Source organism: Streptomyces sp. SA15, assembly GCF_002291145.1.
Classification (GTDB): Bacteria; Actinomycetota; Actinomycetes; order Streptomycetales; family Streptomycetaceae; genus Streptomyces.
This window is the reverse complement of record NZ_NTGE01000093.1, coordinates 63,410-80,829: the sequence shown is the minus strand read 5'-3', so window position 1 is coordinate 80,829 and position 17,420 is coordinate 63,410. Positions and strand designations below refer to the sequence as shown.

The 17,420-nt window shown below is 70.4% G+C and carries 12 protein-coding genes; 4 read left to right on the top strand and 8 right to left on the bottom strand.

Annotated elements, in window-relative coordinates; translation table 11 throughout:
• Positions 1-24: 24 nt before the first annotated feature.
• From CLM62_RS17240 to CLM62_RS17230, 3 genes are all read right to left on the bottom strand, one after another.
• Positions 25-1,410: an FAD-binding oxidoreductase gene (locus CLM62_RS17240; protein ID WP_095750896.1), complete on the bottom strand. Its 1,386-nt coding sequence runs from the start codon at positions 1,408-1,410 to the stop codon at positions 25-27.
• A 723-nt stretch (positions 1,411-2,133) separates the two neighbouring features.
• Entirely contained in the window at positions 2,134-3,297 is a 1,164-nt protein-coding gene (locus tag CLM62_RS17235) for a DUF6777 domain-containing protein (protein ID WP_095750762.1), read from the bottom strand.
• Positions 3,298-3,490: 193 nt separating this feature from the next.
• Positions 3,491-3,889, bottom strand: coding sequence for a hypothetical protein (locus CLM62_RS17230; RefSeq protein ID WP_095750761.1), 399 nt, complete (start codon positions 3,887-3,889; stop codon positions 3,491-3,493).
• A 177-nt stretch (positions 3,890-4,066) separates the two neighbouring features.
• Between CLM62_RS17230 and CLM62_RS17225 the strand changes: the two genes are divergently transcribed.
• The 3 genes from CLM62_RS17225 to CLM62_RS17215 all read left to right on the top strand — a co-directional run bounded on the left by CLM62_RS17225 (position 4,067) and on the right by CLM62_RS17215 (position 6,735).
• The gene (locus tag CLM62_RS17225) at positions 4,067-4,744 is read left to right on the top strand and encodes a response regulator transcription factor (RefSeq protein ID WP_095750760.1); all 678 of its coding nucleotides are present in this window, start codon (positions 4,067-4,069) and stop codon (positions 4,742-4,744) included.
• Entirely contained in the window at positions 4,741-6,225 is a 1,485-nt protein-coding gene (locus CLM62_RS17220) for a histidine kinase dimerization/phosphoacceptor domain-containing protein (RefSeq protein ID WP_095750759.1), read from the top strand. The genes CLM62_RS17225 and CLM62_RS17220 overlap by 4 nt, the downstream gene beginning before the upstream one ends.
• A 147-nt stretch (positions 6,226-6,372) precedes the next feature.
• Entirely contained in the window at positions 6,373-6,735 is a 363-nt protein-coding gene (locus tag CLM62_RS17215) for a sensor histidine kinase (RefSeq protein WP_095750758.1), read from the top strand.
• 302 nt (positions 6,736-7,037) lie between these two features.
• Here the strand turns inward: CLM62_RS17215 and CLM62_RS17205 are convergent, their stop codons facing one another.
• Genes CLM62_RS17205 through CLM62_RS17190 form a run of 4 tightly spaced genes read right to left on the bottom strand, consistent with a single transcriptional unit; the run spans position 7,038 to position 14,043 of the window.
• A complete protein-coding gene (locus tag CLM62_RS17205) occupies positions 7,038-10,394 on the bottom strand; it encodes an SAV_2336 N-terminal domain-related protein (protein WP_095750757.1) in 3,357 nt (1,118 codons plus the stop codon).
• 6 nt (positions 10,395-10,400) lie between these two features.
• Positions 10,401-11,399: a MoxR family ATPase gene (locus tag CLM62_RS17200; RefSeq protein ID WP_095750756.1), complete on the bottom strand. Its 999-nt coding sequence runs from the start codon at positions 11,397-11,399 to the stop codon at positions 10,401-10,403.
• Complete coding sequence (locus CLM62_RS17195) at positions 11,396-13,645, bottom strand: trypsin-like peptidase domain-containing protein (RefSeq protein WP_095750755.1); 2,250 nt, start codon at positions 13,643-13,645, stop codon at positions 11,396-11,398. Before CLM62_RS17195 ends, CLM62_RS17200 begins: the two co-directional genes overlap by 4 nt.
• Complete coding sequence (locus CLM62_RS17190) at positions 13,645-14,043, bottom strand: CU044_2847 family protein (protein WP_095750895.1); 399 nt, start codon at positions 14,041-14,043, stop codon at positions 13,645-13,647. The genes CLM62_RS17195 and CLM62_RS17190 overlap by 1 nt, the downstream gene beginning before the upstream one ends.
• A gap of 518 nt (positions 14,044-14,561) precedes the next feature.
• Here CLM62_RS17190 and CLM62_RS17185 point away from each other — a divergent pair.
• Positions 14,562-15,785, top strand: a complete 1,224-nt coding sequence (locus CLM62_RS17185) for a serine protease (protein ID WP_095750754.1) — start codon at positions 14,562-14,564, stop codon at positions 15,783-15,785.
• Positions 15,786-15,908: 123 nt separating this feature from the next.
• Here the strand turns inward: CLM62_RS17185 and hflX are convergent, their stop codons facing one another.
• Entirely contained in the window at positions 15,909-17,402 is a 1,494-nt protein-coding gene (gene hflX / locus CLM62_RS17180; protein WP_095750753.1) for a GTPase HflX, read from the bottom strand.
• Positions 17,403-17,420 lie beyond the last annotated feature (18 nt).

Here is a 17,420-nt window from a genome sequence, read left to right as displayed (position 1 = left end):
CCACCGCCCAGTTGGTCCGTGTGTTCAGTATTGCTGGGTCGGCCTGATGTTCTGGTTGGCGCGGAAGAGGTTGTCCGGGTCGTACGTCCGCTTGACCTGTGCGAGCCGGTCGTAGTGGTCGCGGTAGGTGGCCCGGACCCGCTCCTGGTCCTCACCCTGCCCCATGAAGTTCACGTACGAGCCGCCCATCGAGTAGGGGTGGGTCTCCTCCCAGTAGTTGACACACCATTGCTTGACGGTCTCGGCGTTGGCCGGGTCGGGGTCGACGCCGGCGAAGACGCCGGACCAGACGGCGTCCCGGTAGCTCCACGCGGTGTCTTCCCGGGCCACCCGGTGGGCGGCCGCGTCGACTGGGTAGAGGTGCATCAGCGACAGCGGCGTGGGGAGGTTCTCGCCGTACTTGAGGTGCACGTCCACGGCGGGGTCCGGGATGCGGTCGAAGAAGTCGCCGCGCCAGTACCACTGGTACCCGGTCGGGATCAGCTCGTCGAACATGCTCTGCAACGCGGGATAGGGCATCGGTGCCGTGAAGTGGAAGGCGGGCGGCGCGGGCTCGTTCACCACCGCGAGGGCGTCCTCGGTGCGGTCCGGGTCACCGGTGTGACACCACACGATGCCGCACACCTTCTGGCCGTGGAGTTGTTCGGGGAAGGGCGGGCCGGGCGGGATGGTGAAGAGCGTGAAGAAGCCATAGATGTCCTCTGGGGCCTGCGGGAGGAAGTCGCGGTACCACGTGAGCACCTCGCGGGTGTGGTCGACCGGCCACACGGTGATTCCTACACCGACGTTGTCCACCGGGTGCAGCCGGTAGGTGAACGAGGTCACGATGCCGAAGTTGCCGCCGCCACCGCGCAGGGCCCAGAACAGGTCCGGGTGCTCGGTCTCGCTCGCGGTGACGAAACTGCCGTCGGCCAGCACGACGTCCGCGGCCAGCAGGTTGTCCACTGTCAGGCCGTACTTGCGGGTGAGGTATCCATGGCCACCGCCGAGGGTCAGGCCCCCCACGCCCGTCATCGACACGATGCCGGTGGGAGTCGCGAGGCCGAAGCCGTGGGTGGCGTGGTCGAGATCCCGGAGCTGGCTGCCGCCGCCCACCTGGGCGGTCCTCGCGGCGGGGTCGACCCGTACCCAGCGCATCGGCGACAGGTCGACGGTGACGCCGTCGTCCACGAGGCACAGGCCGGGACCGCTGTGCCCGCCACCCCGGACGGCGAGTTCCAGGCCGTTGTCGCGGATGAAATTGACCGCATTCATGACATCTGCGGCGTCCGCGCACCGCACGATGGCGGCAGGACGCTTGTCGATCATTGCGTTGTAGATGCTGCGAGCCTGGAGATAATCGGGATCCTGCGGGCCTATGACCGGCCCCCGCAGAGAGGTCCGCATCGCATCCAAGGTCGCACTGTCCATGGTGATCTCCTCGGGAGGCGCCGATGTCATGCCCCCGGCTTCGGCCTTCTCCGGCTGTCACCTCGATCACCCGCCGCTTGGTCTCTCGCCCGGGACCTCATCAAGTCGTCTCGGCGTCCGGAATGTCGCGGGCGTCGTGTCGTCGGATGCCGCGAGGCTGACCTGTCCAGCGTCCCGCCGACTACCGAGCCACGCAATTTCTACGGATCGCTGCTCGCCGGAGTCCGGGGCGTATCCGCGGTGCGCCCTCCCCCCAAGTGTGCTCTGCGTGCACGTGGCGGCACGGAAGGCAACGGCACCTGATCCGGCACCGACCACGACAAGCCGGATGGGCAGCCGTAATCGAAGCCCCGCAGGGATCTCCCGCAGGAGGCGGCGGCCTTGATCCGCCGCAGTAGCTGGTCGTAGGCCGCAGCCGAGGCGGCGGCCGGGTGTCGGGCGGCAGACAGGCCGGCCGCCGCTGGGTCAGGAACCTCACCGTCGCCCGCAGCATCTGGTCGATCAACGGCTTGTACGCATCCAGCCGCGTCCCCCGCGGCCGCGGCTTCTTCCGGGGCTCCGGCCACGAACGAAGCAGCTGTTCGCGTGGGTAAGAGCCTTGGTCGATGCCCAGGGACGGCCCCGTGTACAAGTGCCGCGGGTTGGAGCTCCCCGTGAATCAGCGCCGCCCCTGCCTTCGCGATCAAAGCGGAAGCAGGGGCAGTACGGCGGCGGACCGGGGATTCAGGAGGTGCTGTCGAAGGACCCGTCGGAGTCGGCTCCCCCGAGGTCGGCAGTGGCGGTCGGGCTTCCTCCCTCCGGAACCGCGGCTCCTGACGTGCCGTCGTCCGTCGCGGTGGGCGTGGTGCCCGGGGCGGTGGACCCGTCGACCGGGGGTTCCGATGTGGGCTCGGACGTGGACGTGAACGGGGCGGCGGCCACCGTGAGCGTCACCATGCCTCCCGCCGGAACCCGTTCTCCCGCGGCTGGACTCTGGCCGAGGACCATGCCGGGGCCGGCCGTCTCGGAGGGTTCTTCCGTGGTCTCGACTGCGAGGCCCCGGCTCTCCAGGATCTGACGGGCTTCCTCGACGGAGGTGCCCGTCACCTCGGGAACGTCGACGTGTCCGCTGTCCTCCTCGACGCCGGGATCGACGGGAAGGGGGGTGTCCTCCGTACCGTCCGAGCCCACAGGCCGTTCCAGTCCGGCATCTTCCTCCTGGACATCGACCAGCTCGTACTTCTCGACCTCGTCCCCGTCGTCCGTCGGCTCGACCTTGACGACCTTTTCCCGGTCGTAGGACTTCCACTTCTTGTTCTTGCCCTTGAACTCGACCTCGGGGCTGTCGACATCGTGCTCGAACGCACCCAGCGGATTACCGCAGCTGCACTGCACCACGGGCTTCCCGTTCAGGTTGACGAGTACCGCGATGCCCGCCTCGAGCAGCGCGTCGAAGGCAACCGCCTTGCCCTTCTTGTAGTCGTGGTTCTTCACCAGCGTGTCGTTGCGCAGCAGAACGGGCGTCAGTTTCTGGAGAAAACCGCCGATCTGGTCGATGCCGATGTCCTGCACCTCGGCCCACTGCGCCGCCTTCTTCCGGTTGGTGCGGTCCGTCAGGAACGCTGCGAGCCTGTCCTTGTCACAGGTCTTCCTGTCCCGCGAACCCCCGTACAGACCGGGCCTGTCGCCGTTGTGTACACCTCCTCCGAGCGCCGGCGCCCCGTCGATCGACAGGTTCGTGCCCAGCCCGAGGGCTTCCGCGAAGAAGGGCGCGGCGGCCGGAGCACCCCGGGCGATCGCCTTGACGACGATCTTGGCGGGCAGGCACGCCGTGGTGGTCAGACTGACGATGCTCAGGATCGCCGCCATCACGATGGCGGCACGTCCGATCCCCCGAGTGTGTCGCATTCAGGTCCCCGTTCATCCTTCACTTGAACGTGAAAACGTCGTTTCGGTTGCTTGACTCAGCGACCGCCGGGCGAGGGGCCGCAGCAGACGGAGAGTGTGTGAGCGTCCGGCGCACCCCCGTGGTGCCGCACTGCTCAAGAGGCCGGCACGTCGCCGGGCTGAGCTCCGGTGCCGCGGAGGCCCGCCGACGGTGTCATGTCGCGGCGGGTTCCGGAGCCGGGCGGGACAGGACCAGGGCGATCACGACGACGGTGACGACCACGCAGACCGCGACGACGGCCACGACCCAGGCCGGGACACCCGTGACGAACAGCGCCGGGAGCGCGGTGACCGCCGACAGGATCCGTGAGCCGGCGACGACACGGGAGCCGGTGCGGTCGGCCGTGAGCCAGGTGTGGACGACGGCGACGACGGTGATCACTCCAAGGACGGTCCCAGCGACGAGGACGCCCACCGGCGGCCCCGGCGCCTCCGAGTCCGGCAGCGGGGTGAAGACGCTGGTCATGTCGATCAGCCCGAGCACTCCGGCGAGCGCGAGGCCCACCTTGTTCTTGCGGGTGAGGGTCGGCCCCGCCGCTTCGATCCGGGTCATGTCGGTTCCCCCGCTACGGGTGTTGAGGGCCGCCGGTGCGGCGACCAACTGAACCGAGCATGGCGGGCGGGCCCTTCGGCGCGCATCGCCCGATGTTCCCTGTCACCCGGGAGGATTTCCCGGCCCGGAAGGACGACGGGCCTCCCAGCCGGGATCCCGGTCGGCCATCATCGGGGCATGACCTCAGCCGCCGGTCCGATCCGGGTGCTCATCGCCGACGACCATCCCGTCGTACGGCGCGGGATGAGCGCCCTGCTGGCCTCGCTGGACGGCGTGGAGGTGGTGGCGGAGGCGACCACCGGCGAAGAGGCGCTGCGGGAGGCCCAGTTGACCCGGCCCGACGTGGTTGTGATGGACATCCAGATGCCCGGGATGGACGGCGTCGAGGCAACCCAGCGGCTGGCCGCGGTGCTGCCGGACGTGGCGGTACTCGTGGTCACGATGTTCGAGGACGACGAAACGGTGGTGTCCGCGATGCGCGCCGGCGCTCGTGGGTATCTCCTCAAGGGCGCCGAGCAGGAGGAGATCCTCACCACCATCCGCTCGGTCGCGGCCGGGCAGTTCGTGATGGCGCCCGGCGTTGCCGCCCGTATCATCGGCCATCTCGGTTCGGTGCCCGCACCGGCCGCTCCCCCCTTCCCCGAGCTGACCGGCCGCGAACTCGAAGTTCTCGACCGCGTGGCCCGGGGACACAGCAATGCCCGGGTCGCGGCCGACCTGGCGCTGGCCTCGAAGACCGTGGCGAACCATTTGTCCGCCATCTTCTCCAAGTTGGGGGTGAGCGGGCGGACCGAGGCGGTGATCCTGGCCCGGGAACGGGGGCTGGGCGAAGCTACGCCGGGGTCGGGGCCGTGACGGGTCGGCGCCCGTCGACGCTGCTCGTCGGCACGTCGCTCGCCGCGCTGTGGGCCGGTCTCGCAGTGCTCACCGCCGCGGCTCTCGCCTCCCTCTGGTTCGCCCCGCCCTCCTCTTCCGACCAGTGGGTGATCTGGGCGGTGATGGTCGGCACCTTCCTGGCAGGGTCCTGCGGTGCGGTCACCGCCCGACACCCGGGCTCGTCGGCGGCCCGGTTCCTCGCCGGGTCGGCTGCCGCCCTGCTGGCCGCTCCGCTCGCGCTCGCAGCCGGCGCCCACACTCTCGCCTCGGTCCTGGCCGTACTCGCCTCCACGGTGACCGTGCCGCTGGCCGCCCTCCGCGTCGTGGAGAAGCGGCCGCCGTCCCGCCTGCTGCGCCGGGCGGACGCCGCCGTCGTCGTCACCGGCGCCGGATGCGCGGTGGCCGCGGTGGCCGGTGTGGAGGCGGCGCAGGTGGCCGCGGCGATCGCCTCCGGAACCTCGATGTGCGCCGGGACCTGGGTGCTCTTCGAGGTCACCACCGGGGAGGACCGGCGCCGCGTGCTGTGGCTGGTACTGGGTGCCGCAGCGACGACGCTGGGCGGCATGCTGCTCTTCGCGGCCCAGAACTCCCTGCCCATGGGGCCGCTGTCCACCGTCTTCGCCACGGGAGCCCTGTCTTTGTTCCTCCCTCTCGCCGTCACCGTCGCGCTCGTCGCGCCACGCCGGGCCGACGTACGGGTCGTGATCCGCGGGGCCGCCGTTCTGATCGTCATGCTGGCGCTGAGCGCGGCGGTCTACGAAGGTGTCGCGGCGGTGTGGGAGCTGCTGGTGGGCGCCCGGCCCGGCAAGGGAGTGCCGGCACTGCTGGCGGCCGCGATCGCCGCCGGCTACCAGCCCGTACGGATGCGGGTCGAGGCGAGCATGGACGAGATGCTGTTCGGCAGGTCGGCCGACCCGGTCGAGACGTTGACCCGGCTCGGCACGGACTTGACCGCCGGCGCCCCGCCGCCGTTGTGGCTGCACACCCTGCGCTCGACCCTCGGCGTGCCCGGCATCGCACTGCGCCAGGACGGGGCCGACATCGCCACGGCGGGCACCATGGACGACGGCCACACCACGCTCACCGCCCTGCGCGCGGGCGCCGAGCACGTGGGAGACCTCGTGGTGTGCCTTCCACCCGGGCACCTGCGGCTACCCCGGGCCGCGACGGCGGTGGTCGAACTGGTGGCGGCGCCGCTCGCCCAGGCCCTGCACGCCGCACGGCTCAGCGAGCAACTGATCCTCTCCCGCGGCCGGGTGGTGACCGCGCTGGAGGAGGAGCGGCGCCGGATGCGCCGGGATCTGCACGACGGTCTCGGCCCGGCCCTGACCGGCATCGCCTACACCGCGGACGCGGCCGTCAACCTCATCGCCACCGACCCGGAGCGCGCCGTGGAGACACTGCGCGGGCTGCGCGCCGACATCGGCGACGCGATCACCGAGATCCGCCGGATCGTCTAAGGACTCAGGCCCCGGGCCCTCGACGAACTCGGCCTCGTCGACGCCGTCCGCCAGCGCATCGCCCCGCTGCACGCCGCGGACGGCCGGCCCCTGGCCGTTACGATCGACGCTCCGGATCGTCTGCCGCCGCTTCCCGCGGCCGTCGAGGTGGCCGCGTACCGGGTGGCGGTGGAGGCCGTGACCAACATCGCCCGGCATTCCGACGGCACCACCGCCGCCCTCACCCTGGAGCTTGCGGGCCCCGCGATCCTGCGCGTGACCGTCGCCGACAGCGGCCGCTGCGCCGAGCCGTGGACGCCCGGCGTGGGCATCCAGTCCATGTACGGACGCGTCGAGGAGATCGGCGGCACCCTGACCATCCGCACCACTCCTCAGGGCGCGACCATCACTGCGGACCTGCCGCTGGCCATCCCGGCCGACACTGGGCGTTCGCCGCACCGACCGCCTCACCCAGAGCCCACGCTCACTACAACCGACGACGCGACAGAGGAGATCACGAGTGGTCCGTGAGCGCCCGAGCGGCGTGCGGCATCGCCGCCGACCGTCTCGCCACCGACGCCGTGAACAACGCTGGCGTGCGGTTCTTCTGCCTCGCTCGTCGTGGTACTGGACTGTGTCGGTCCATCTCTTGCCCGCCTGGGGAAGAGTGCGGTGCACGATCTCCCTGGGTGGTGGCCAACCCCCTGCAGGGATCCGTCACTGGGACGGGGGACGCAGGCTTGCGTACTGGTCGATCAGCAGCTTGCGACCAAGGGGCGTACCGCCCGTGGGTACAGTCGCGGAGCCGTGCGCCGGTAACCGGGCAGCCATGCCTATTCGCCGTCGAATTCCGAGTCCATCTCCAACCTCAGGTCGGCTCCCGAAGGAACGATCTTGACGTACAGACCTGTGAGCTGTCCGGCGAGCCGGGCGTTCAGACCGCCTTCTCCCATGACGCCGCCGACCTGGTGCTCGGGGACGGCGACGACTGCTCGCTGTCCCTCGATGAGAATGCCGGTCGGCGGCTGCGCGTAGACAAGGGCGTTGACCAGCAGGTTCCGCTGATTGCTGGAATAGGGGATGATTTCGATCCTTTCGTTCAGCCGTCCGGAGAGCATGCGTTGAGCGCCATGTATCCGCTCGGCGCCCTCCCCTATGAAGGCTCCCTTGACGCTGTTCGCCGACCTGGTGGGTGCCACGACGACTTTTGTCCGGGCTCCGGGGACCCGGGCGATGCCCGTGATCGCCACCTCGCCGGTCGTCAACTCGGGCACGAATCCGGCCAGGACACGCTCGACCAGGGCCGCGGCGGTGAGGGACAGCACGAGGGCACCGTCCTCGCCGCTCTGCGGACCGCCCCGCTGCCCGCCGTCCCCCATCCCGAGGACCAGCGCGACGACGGTGTCCCCTTGCGCCAGGCGGCGGCCGGAGCGGCCCTTGTGGAGTTCCCGGAGCTCTCGTGCCGGCAGAACCGCCTCGCGTGTCCGGCCGGTGACGGGGTCGCGGACAGCGCATCGGTACCCATCCGGCGCGGAGCCGGTGACGCGCGCGGTGACCGCCGTACCGGGCGCCGGGAAACCGGCACTGTGGTCGTTCAGGATGAATGCGGCGGCCTCGTCGGGCGTCAGGAGCAGCGTTTCCTCGGTGAGCCGGACCAGCCCGACGTCGCGTGGAAAGCAGCGTCTGCAGGAGATCCGGCCACCGGAGCGGACCTTCAAGACGATGTCGGCGTGGTCGCCCCGGTCCCGGGGACAGGTCCAGCTCTGCCCGTCCTGAGAAGCGGCGCCGAGGCGACGCAGCAGGGTGGCGGGATCCGTCGTGTCGGCCTGTGCGATGCGCTGGTTGAGCGGCGACACTCGGGGGGCGGGGATGGTCTCGGTCATCTCGCTTCCCTTCACCATCTCCTTGCGGTACCGCTCCGCCGTCTGCCTGATCAGCTCCAGGTCGATGCCCTGCCCCCGGGTCGACTTGTCCACCGGAAGCGGCTCGGTGCCGGTGGACAGCACCGGCAGGCGCCACCTGGCGCTCCCCTTGGCCCTCAGAGCCGCGACCCTGGTCAGCATCCGCAGGGCCGCCGACGCGGAGCCCGGTGGCACCATGCGCAGCCGTGCCGCGTGATGCACCACCTGCACCGTGCGCTCGTCGAGTGGCCCGTCGAGGTCGGACGGGAGAGCCACGGTCGGCATGCCGTCCGCCTGCGGGCCGCCCACCTGTGCCCAGAGCAGGAACTCGTCAGGTTTCGCCACGTCCATGCCCTCGGTGTCCGGCTCGGAGCCGGACAGTTCCAGCACACCGCCGTCCGCGTAGACGTCCACCCACCGGTGGGTGAATCCGGCCACCGCGGCGTACGCCGGCAGCCCTGTGACCCCGGGTGGGGCGATGAAGACGACCTTCGCGGCCACGTCGCCCAGGTTCAGGCCGCTGGCCCGCAAAGCTTCGATCGTCGCGGACTTCGGGTCGGCCTCCTTCCCGAACGCCCAGGGGATCACCACTTCCTGCGCCGCCATGTCGCCCGGTGTCGGTGGCGCGTGCGTCGTACTGATCGCGAGGTCGTAGCGCGGCCGAGCGGCGGTCCTCGCCGAGGCGGCGGGCAGCGGCACGCCCAGCCGACGCATGGCTCGCTCGTCCACCCAGCTGAACGCCCGTCGGCCGCTTGACACCTGATCTTGGCCGTCCGGGTGGGGCAGCCAGGCGAGGAACGTGGGCGAGGTGCCGCTGAGTTCGGCCAGGCGGCCGGTGATCGCGCGGGTGGTGCGCAGCAGTTCGGGCGGGGGCACCGTGCCGAGCAGGATCCGGCGCGTTCCCTCGGAGAAGTCGAACTGCCACTGCTGTGGTGGCCGTTCGGTGTCACCGACGCGGCGCAGGAGCCCGCTGAGGAAGACCTCCGCGACATGGCCTGCGTCCACCGGCCCGCCGAGCGCCTGCCGTACGAGCTGCATCGCGGGCACGGGCAGCGGCGCGACCGCAGCCAGGTACGCCGCGAGCCGGTAGGCCTGCGCCGAGGCGACGGAACGGAACCTCGACACCTCGGTCCTCGGTGCCCTGTCGATGCCGGGCCGCGCGGCGCCCGATGCGTCGGGCCGGGCGCGCGACGGCGCGGGCGCCAGCAGCGGCAGCAGCGCGCTGGTACCCGCCGAGCCGACCAGCCGGGCCCAAGTGGCCACCGCGGCGGGGGTGGGCGTGAGGACGGGGACGGGTAGACCGTCGAACGGCCGAAGCGCGGGCGGCAGCACCGGGTCTGTGACGCGCCAGGTCCCGTTGGCCGCCGCCGGGCGCCGTGTGGTGACCCGCCAGCGCTCCGCCCGGATACCGGTGCCGGACCACATGCGTGGCGGGAGCGTCTGCAGCACGGCGACCGGGCCCACCTGGGCCAGCCGGTCGAGCAGGTGGTGCATCCTTCCGTCACGCCATGCCTGGCCCACGCCGTCGCTGACTACCAGCACCAGAGTGCGACCTGAGGGGTCGACGACGGCGGAAGGCGGGAGCGTCGCGGGAGTGGTGCCGAACGGGCGGTAGCCCATCAGGGGTCCGTCCGGGGCGCGGGTGTCCAGGCTGAACGTGTGGACGAATCGGAAGGCGCCGCCGCGTTGCATGAGGAGTCGTACTTCGGTGGCCAGACGCTGCCAGGGGAGCATGGACACCCCGTCGTCCACCAGGATCGCCAGGTCCAGCCAGTGCGCCTTGGCCGGGCGCAGCACGGCGTCGGGCAGTCCGGTTTCGGCCATGGCCGTGACGGTCCTGGGAACGTCCAGCTCGGTCCGGCGCGGATCCGGCCGGTGCAGACGGAGCGGCCGCAGCGCGCGGCCGAGGGCCAGTTCCGCTGTGCCGAGGGCCTTCTCACCGGGGGGCCGGACGGATAGGGCCGGGGCCGGCGGGGGGTCGGCGAACCTTCGGTCCCTCGCCGGGGTGGAGGCGGCGCCGCCGTGCAGGGCGCCGCGGGCGCGCCGCGGGCGCCGGAACGCGCCCGGCGGCCGTGCGTGCTCGTCGGTGTCACCGGCGTCCGCGGGCTCGGCGTGGACCTGGTAGTCCGCAGGGACGCCGTCGTCCGGCGGATTCCCGGCCCCCGCCCTCGCCAGGGCACCGGTGGGGGCCGACGGCAGCCGGCCGGCGAGCCAGAGGGAGTCGAGGAACTCCTCGCTCGACAGGCCGACTCCGCAGTCCGCGAAGACGTTCAGCACCCGCTCGAACATCCGCGGCTACACCGTCCCACCGAGGCGATGCAGTACGGCGTCCAACAGACCGTCGGCATCGAGGCCGACCCCGCCACGGCGCAGGAAGACGGCGTTGAGCAGCTGGTCGGTGGCCAGCTCGCCGCTCGCGCGCCGGGAGAGGAACGCGCGTACGAGCTCGTCGATCCCTTCTATCCCGTCGGCGCCGGATCCGTCGCTGTCGCCCAGGTGGGCACGTACGATCGCCCGCAGGCGCTCCTCGTCGGGTTCGGGCAGGTCGAGCCGGACGCAGCGGCGCAGGAACGCCGGGGGGAAGTCGCGTTCGCCGTTGCTGGTGATGACGACGACCGGAAACTCCGAGCAGCGCACCCGGCCGCGGTCGACGTCCGCCCGGCCTCCTGGATCCGCGGTCACCACCCGCGCCCGGTCCTGCTCCCCGGTCAGCCGGGCCAGCTCGGGGATCTCGAACTCGCCGTCCTCGAAGATGGTCAGCAGGTCGTTGGGCAGGTCGATGTCTCCCTTGTCGAGTTCGTCGATCAGCAGGACCCGAGGCCGCGTCACCGGGAGAAGCGCCGTCCCCAGCGGCCCGAGGCGCACGTAGGAGCCGATGTCCGGTTCCTTCGGCACCAGGCCCTGTTCCCCGTCCTGGTCACGTCGCAGGCCCGCATCGCGCAGCCTGCCGATCGCGTCGTAGTGGTAGAGGCCGTCCTGCAGCGTGGTCCGGCTGTTGACCGGCCAGTGCAGCACCCGGCCCAGGGACAGCTCATGGGCAATGGCGTGCGCCAGGGACGACTTCCCGGTCCCGGGCTGCCCGGTGACCAGCAGGGGCCGCCGCAGCATCAGCGCCGCACTGACCACATCCGCCTCTTCGGATCCGATGAGATACGGACGATCGCGCCGTCGGCCGGCCCCGCCCGGGGCACCGCCGAACCGGCGCCATGGCGGTGCTTCGGGAAAGTCCACCTCGCGTACCTGGCCATCGCCCTGGAACAAGCGCCAGTCGTTCCCGGAGTTCTCAGCTGTCACCTGGCAGCCAGCCTTTCCCAGTTCCTCGGGGCGTCAGGGGGATCGCCGTAGTCGGGCAACGGCGGGAGCGGCATGCCGGGGTCGTCCCACACCATGGCCGGGCGTGCCGCGAACGGCTCCCCGTCGTGGTGCACGGCTTTCCGGAAGCCTTGGACCACCTCCGGCACGTCGGACAACGACACGCCGCCGACGATGTCCTCGAGCCGCTGCGCGTGTTCAAGGCATGTGGCCTCGCGGTCCCAGAGCACCACCGGGACCCCGAGGGCCAGGCAGACCTCCAGGAAGTAATGGCGGTCCTCCGGCTTACCGTGCAGGACGGCCCACGCCGTGCGCCCGTGTACGCCTTCCAGCGCGAACACCACCCTGTCAAAGGCTCCGGCCTCGTCCCTGATGACGATGGGGGCCGTGTGCCCGGCCTCCCAGCGCCGCCGGAGGTTGCCGCGCCGCTCGTCCTCCCTGTCTCCGTATTCGCGCAACCGCAGCGCCACTCGGTACTGCGCCCCCAGCACCCGGCGCTTCTCCTGCTGCCCGGGACGACGCGGAACACCGAGGCGGGCGAGTCCATCAAGCACGCCGCCACCCGTCCAGGCGTCGACGGGCACATGGAGCTCCTCCCGCCCGACCACCACGTCGATCCAGGGAGCGGGCTCGTCGCCGCCGTTGCGATAGTCCTCGGCCGCCCCGTCGACCTTCCGGCCGATCTCCTCCGCAGTGAAGGGCCCGTCGCCCACCGGAACCGGGCGCGGTTCGAGCCCCTCATGTACCAGCCAGATCCGGCAGTCGTAGCGCTCCCGGTCCGAGGCGTTCCGGGACAGCTCGACGGAGATCCGCGTCACCGGTCGTCGCCGCAACTTCGCCCATGCGGAGCCACGTTCACGGTAATCGACCAGGAGGGACCGGTCGACGCCCAGACGCCGGCAGACTTTCTCGCACCAGGTGTTGAGCTCCTCCCTGGTGCTCTTGCCGGTGACGGCGGCGGAGAGGAAAACGGCCAGCCGAAGCAACCGCGGCATCCGCGGAACGTCACCGTCTTCCAGCGAATAGTCGTAGTACCCATCAAGTTCTTCGGCGGCAGTCGCCAGTTCCGGCTCCGTCATGTCGGTGCTGTCCAGCCAGTCGGGCCTGCGGCCATCGAACTCCAGCACACGACGGGCCGCCTGACAGAAGAGCCTGGGGTGAGCGGAGTTCACCCGCCTCAGTATCTCGAGAAGCTCCTCATACTCCTTGGCCGACAGGAGCCGTGGCCGGATGCCCTTGACCGAACACCCGAGCGCCAGCAGACCGTTGAGCGTCTTCCGCCGACTCGCGCGCACCTTTTCCGTCAGCGACTCGGCGAGCGTGGCGAGCGCACGTTCCTCGGTGAACAGAAGGACGGCCAGTTCCTCTTCCAGCGAGGGGGCGGCCGTGTCCGGCTCCTCGGAGAGCATCCGATAGCCCAGTTTCGGCGCCAGCAGGCGTGCGTGGCGCTTCAGTTCCGCGCTCTCGAACAGCTCCAGCAGCAGGTCGACGGCGTTGTCCGGCACGGTCCCCGGGTCGGTGAGGCGGGCGGGCAGGCATGCGTCGAGCACATGGTGTGCGGGCGGCTCTGCACAGGCCAGCTCCTCGCGAATACGCTGCCATGGCACCGTCAAAGTGCGCCGCACCGTCTGCCTGTCCGATAACGGCCTGTGGCTGATGACGTGGTCGGTCACGAGGCCGACGGCGACCGCGGGGTCGTCCTGCCTGAACAGCGGACTGCCGCTGTAACCCTCCTGGATGGAGGCGCCGGAGAGGTCGGCGTCAGCGTAGTAGTACCAGGTGTCGGAGACCTTGATGGTGGTGTCGGCGCCGGTGATGCGTTCACCACCGCCGTGCCACGCCCGTACCTTGAGCCTTTCCGTCATGTCCTGCCATGCCACGGCGCGCGTCGAGGGTCCGGTCGGCTCGTCGAGTTCCAGCACCGCCAAGTCCCCCTCCCCCCAGGACCCCCTGGGACTCGGGCGAGGAGGCACCCACACGGACAGCCGCGCCGTGCGCGGGTGTCTCACCTGCCCGTCGTGCAGCACGAGGGAGAGACGGTCGGAGGGCGCCGGCCGCTCCGTGTTCTCCCTGTCCTTGCCGAGAGCCAGGCTGACCACATGCGCGCAGGTGAGAACATAGCGCGAGGACAGCAGCGCCCCGGCGCCCGCGGCTGAAGAGGAGCCCTTGCTCAGCACCGACACCAAGGCCGGCGCCATGTCGTCGGACGGGCGGAACCACCCCACCATCAGTTCCTTCGGGCATCGTCGGTCTGCCAGGTGGCGGAAACCGTCATCGTCGCCTGGCCGTTCACTCCCACAATCCCCAACTTGAGGTCCTGGCCCACCTGTACCCCAAACGTGACCGAGATTTCCTGGGGGGGCTCGGGAACGCTGGTGACCGAACGGTGCACCTCCTGGAGCAGCGGCCCCAGCGGACTCAGCATGGTCCGCAACCCCTCAGTGGCGACCACGACGGCGCGATCGCGCCTGGCGCCCACCTTCGTCACCGTGCCAAAGCCCTCGGGAAGATCCCGGAAGTCCTCCTCCTCTCCCGCCACGCTTCCGGCTGGCTCCGGTTCCCCGGTGTCGGACAGCTCCAACCGCAACACCGCTCCGGCGAGCTCCACTTCAAGAGACTCAGGCATGAACACATCATGTCCGATCGTCCAGTCCTATGGCGAGGCCATACGCAACACCGACCGACCTGAGTCGCGTTCGATGCCGCCCACAAGACAAAGGTCTCGCACGACCGCCCCGGCCCGGCACTGCACACTCATCCTGCCCATCGATACGACTACCGGCGTTGAGCAAGCCAGCGCAATATCGGCCGCGCCGCCTTCGGCAACCCCACGACGACACCTCGCCCTGACGTGCGTCCTCGTCTTGCAAGGGGGAACGGATGACGAATCGTTGACATCAACGGGGCCCGACAGCCTCGACAGCCCCGGACACGAGAGGACGTCAGATCGGCAACACTCCGGATGAAGTGCCAGCTCAGCAAGCCCGTAGCGAAACCGTTGCCGTTCCGTCGGTAGTCCCCCACAGCGAGCGCATAGTGTGTGATGCCGTTCCCACGCGCCGTGACGTCGGCGCGAGTTGAGCCCGACCGCTCGTGGGAGCACGGCACAGCGCTCAGCTCGTTCACACCAGGGGGAGTCAGACCATGCGATCCATACGGCCCTCGTTCACCGCTCGTCGGGGGAGGAACGCGCGCCGCGGAACCTCCCCCGTGCTGGCCGCCGTCGCCCTCGCCTCGGCGCTCGTGCTCACCGCCACCGCCTGCGACTCGGGCGATGCCGAGGCCGGTGGCGAAGTCACCCCCTCCGCCGCGCCCGGGGGCGACGGCAAGATCACGATTCCGGACGACATCCGGGACAAGCTCAAAGAGCACGGGATCGACATCGACAAGTGGAAGAACGGCGCCTGGAAGAACTGGGACAAGGACGACTGGCTGCGCGAGGCCGACGAGTACATCAACCCCATCATCGAGGGGCTGTGGGACCCGGACCGGATGCGGGACGCCCAGGACCCGGACAACGCCGTCGACGACAGCGACCTCTCCGGTGACCAGGGCGTGACCGACCCGGAGCCCGCGCCGGTGGACGCGAAGGCCGTTGCGCCTGCGTATCACGCCAACGCCCCCGAAGCGGGCAAGGTGTTCTTCGACTCCCCCGAGGGCACGATGGTCTGCTCGGCGACAGTCGTGCAGGACCCGGCCCACCCCGGCAAGTCCAACCTGGTGTGGACGGCGGGCCACTGCGTGCACGCCGGCAAGAACGGCGGCTGGTACCGCAACATCGCGTTCGTGCCGTCGTACAACAACGAAGGAATGACGGCCGGAGAGTTGGAGAGCGCGGCCAAGGAGAAGGTCGCTCCGTACGGCGCTTGGTGGGGCGACTGGGCGCAGACCTCGGACCAGTGGATCGAGCAGGGCGGTGCGACGGGCGGTGACGGCGCGTCGTACGACTTCGCCGTCATCCACGTGACGCCGGAGGAGGGCAGCGGCGGCAAATCGCTGGAGGAGACGGTCGGTTCGGCGCTTCCGGTGGACTTCAAGGCTCCGGCCGTGGCGAAGGTGGAGGGCATCACGGCGACCGGCTACCCGGCCGCGGCGCCGTTCGACGGCCAGACGATGTACCAGTGCCAGGACAAGCCGGGACGGCTGTCGCTCAGCGCCTCGGACCCGACGATGTACCGCATCGGCTGCACCATGACCGGCGGTTCGTCCGGCGGTGGCTGGGTGGCGACGGGCTCGGACGGCAAGCCCGCGCTGGTCTCCAACACCTCGATAGGCCCGGTGACCGCGGGCTGGCTGGCGGGTCCGCGACTGGGTGAGGCGGCCAAGGGCGTGTACGACTCGGTGAGCGAGAAGTTCGCGGGCCAGTGACCGGCCGTTGAGCGAGGTACGGCGGTGGGGTGTCTCGGCATGAGCAAGGCATACGGCGGGCAGTGACCCGCACGTGCTGAAGGCCCGCCCCCTGCGAACGGGGGCGGGCCTTCGAGCTGTCCGTCAGAGTGCCGGCGCCGGGACGTACGGCGCGAGGTCCGCCGCCAGTTCCTCGTGCACCCGCGCCTTGAGCAGGGTGCCCTCCGGGGTGTGCTCCGCGGAGATCACCTCTCCCTCGTCGTGGGCACGGGCGACCAGCTTGCCGTGGGTGTACGGCACGAGTGCCTCGATCTCGACCGACGGCCTGGGCAGCTCGTGGTCGACGAGCGCGAGCAGCTCCGTGATGCCCTTGCCACTGCGGGCCGAGACCGCGATGGAGCGCTTCTCGATCCGCAGCAGACGCTGGAGCACCAGCGGGTCGGCCGCGTCCGCCTTGTTGATCACGACGATCTCGGGCACGTTGGTGGCGCCGACGTCCCTGATCACCTCGCGCACGGCGGCCAGCTGCTCCTCCGGGTTCGGGTGCGAGCCGTCCACCACGTGCAGGATCAGGTCGGACTCGCCAACCTCTTCCATGGTGGAGCGGAACGCCTCGACCAGGTGGTGCGGCAGGTGTCGTACAAAGCCGACCGTGTCGGCCAGCGTGTACAGCCGTCCGCTCGGGGTCTCGGCCCGGCGCACGGTCGGGTCGAGGGTCGCGAACAGGGCGTTCTCCACCAGCACGCCCGCGCCCGTGAGGCGGTTGAGCAGGGAGGACTTGCCGGCGTTGGTGTAGCCCGCGATGGCGACGGACGGCACCTTGTGGCGCTTGCGCTCCTGGCGCTTGATCTCGCGGCTCGTCTTCAGGTCCGCGATCTCCCGGCGCATCTTCGCCATCTTCTCGCGGATCCGACGCCGATCCGTCTCGATCTTGGTCTCACCGGGACCACGGGTGGCGAGGCCGCCGCCCTTGCCGCCGCCCATCTGCCGGGACAGCGACTGACCCCAGCCGCGCAGCCTCGGCAGCATGTACTGCATCTGCGCGAGCGCGACCTGCGCCTTGCCCTCTCGGGACTTGGCGTGCTGGGCGAAGATGTCGAGGATCAGGGCCGTACGGTCGATGACCTTGACCTTGACGACGTCTTCGAGGTGGATGAGCTGCCCCGGGCTGAGCTCACCGTCGCAGATGACGGTGTCCGCGCCCGATTCGAGGACGAGGTCCCGCAGCTCGTCGGCCTTGCCGGAGCCAATGTAGGTGGCCGCGTCGGGCTTGTCGCGACGCTGGATCACGCCGTCGAGCACGAGGGCACCCGCGGTCTCGGCGAGGGCGGCGAGCTCCGCGAGGGAGTTCTCCGCGTCCTGCACGGTCCCCGAGGTCCAGACGCCGACGAGCACGACCCGCTCCAGGCGGAGCTGGCGGTACTCGACCTCGGTGACGTCCTCGAGTTCGGTGGAGAGGCCCGCGACGCGGCGCAGAGCCGCGCGCTCGGAGCGGTCGAACTGGTCGCCGTCCCGCTCTCCGTCGATCTCGTGGCTCCAGGCGACGTCCTCTTCCATCAGGGCATCGGCCCGAAGAGCTTCGGGGTAGGCGTGCGCGAGGCGCTCAGTGTCCTGGGAAGGGGATGAAGAGGAGGTCATTGGGTCCTTACGTCGATT

Bases quoted from the DNA above. Each gene is read 5' to 3' on its own strand.
- CLM62_RS17240 (WP_095750896.1), bottom strand. From the start codon at position 1,410: ATGGACAGTGCGACCTTGGATGCGATGCGGACCTCTCTGCGGGGGCCG.
- CLM62_RS17235 (WP_095750762.1), bottom strand. From the start codon at position 3,297: ATGCGACACACTCGGGGGATCGGACGTGCCGCCATCGTGATGGCGGCG.
- CLM62_RS17230 (WP_095750761.1), bottom strand. From the start codon at position 3,889: ATGACCCGGATCGAAGCGGCGGGGCCGACCCTCACCCGCAAGAACAAG.
- CLM62_RS17225 (WP_095750760.1), top strand. From the start codon at position 4,067: ATGACCTCAGCCGCCGGTCCGATCCGGGTGCTCATCGCCGACGACCAT.
- CLM62_RS17205 (WP_095750757.1), bottom strand. From the start codon at position 10,394: ATGTTCGAGCGGGTGCTGAACGTCTTCGCGGACTGCGGAGTCGGCCTG.
- CLM62_RS17195 (WP_095750755.1), bottom strand. From the start codon at position 13,645: ATGGTGGGGTGGTTCCGCCCGTCCGACGACATGGCGCCGGCCTTGGTG.
- CLM62_RS17190 (WP_095750895.1), bottom strand. From the start codon at position 14,043: ATGCCTGAGTCTCTTGAAGTGGAGCTCGCCGGAGCGGTGTTGCGGTTG.
- CLM62_RS17185 (WP_095750754.1), top strand. From the start codon at position 14,562: ATGCGATCCATACGGCCCTCGTTCACCGCTCGTCGGGGGAGGAACGCG.
- hflX (WP_095750753.1), bottom strand. From the start codon at position 17,402: ATGACCTCCTCTTCATCCCCTTCCCAGGACACTGAGCGCCTCGCGCAC.